General features: G+C 47.4%; 2 tRNA genes and 1 rRNA gene. All 3 read right to left on the reverse strand.

The features are described from left to right. Positions 1-165: 165 nt before the first annotated feature. Positions 166-241 (reverse strand) — tRNA-Ala (locus LC093_RS20250). A 112-nt stretch (positions 242-353) separates the two neighbouring features. Next, positions 354-430, reverse strand: a tRNA-Ile gene (locus LC093_RS20255). 125 nt (positions 431-555) lie between these two features. Beyond that, positions 556-625, reverse strand: a 16S ribosomal RNA gene (locus LC093_RS20260); the annotation flags it as partial.

Consider the following 625-nt stretch of genomic DNA (forward strand, 5'->3'; position numbering starts at 1 on the left):
AATTGCTGATTAAGTATTGTTAGTACTTAACCTCGCCTTGCAGTGTATTACTACAAATTGTTTTACCTTGTTAAAGAGCATCTGATGTAAAAATCAGGAAGCTGAACTCTCAAGCAATATGCTAAAGAAATCAGATTTCTGATCTCTGGCGTTAGTAGTAGGAAATGGTGGAGCTAAGCGGGATCGAACCGCTGACCTCTTGGATGCAAACCAAGCGCTCTCCCAGCTGAGCTATAGCCCCATCTCGATAAGTCACTTCCAAAAGGAAATGTAAATTTCGCGAATTGGTGTTTTTAAAGCTCGCCGCATAGCCTGCTATGCAAGAGTTTTAAAAGCGCCGAGTCGCGGAATTTTGGTAGGCCTGGGCAGACTTGAACTGCCGACCTCACCCTTATCAGGGGTGCGCTCTAACCAGCTGAGCTACAGGCCTATAACTTTTTGCCCCTGGGTAAACCTCAGGGCACTAGACCCGCCCAACGGGCTTCCGACTTCTAACGTCATCAGTCCGATCAAGCAATATGTGTGAGCACTTACGAAGCGAAGGTCGATTTCGATTAAGGAGGTGATCCAGCCCCAGGTTCCCCTAGGGCTACCTTGTTACGACTTCACCCCAGTCATGAATCAC

The sequence above is a fragment of the Microbulbifer aggregans genome (genome assembly GCF_020524005.1).
Classification (GTDB): Bacteria; Pseudomonadota; Gammaproteobacteria; order Pseudomonadales; family Cellvibrionaceae; genus Microbulbifer; species Microbulbifer aggregans_A.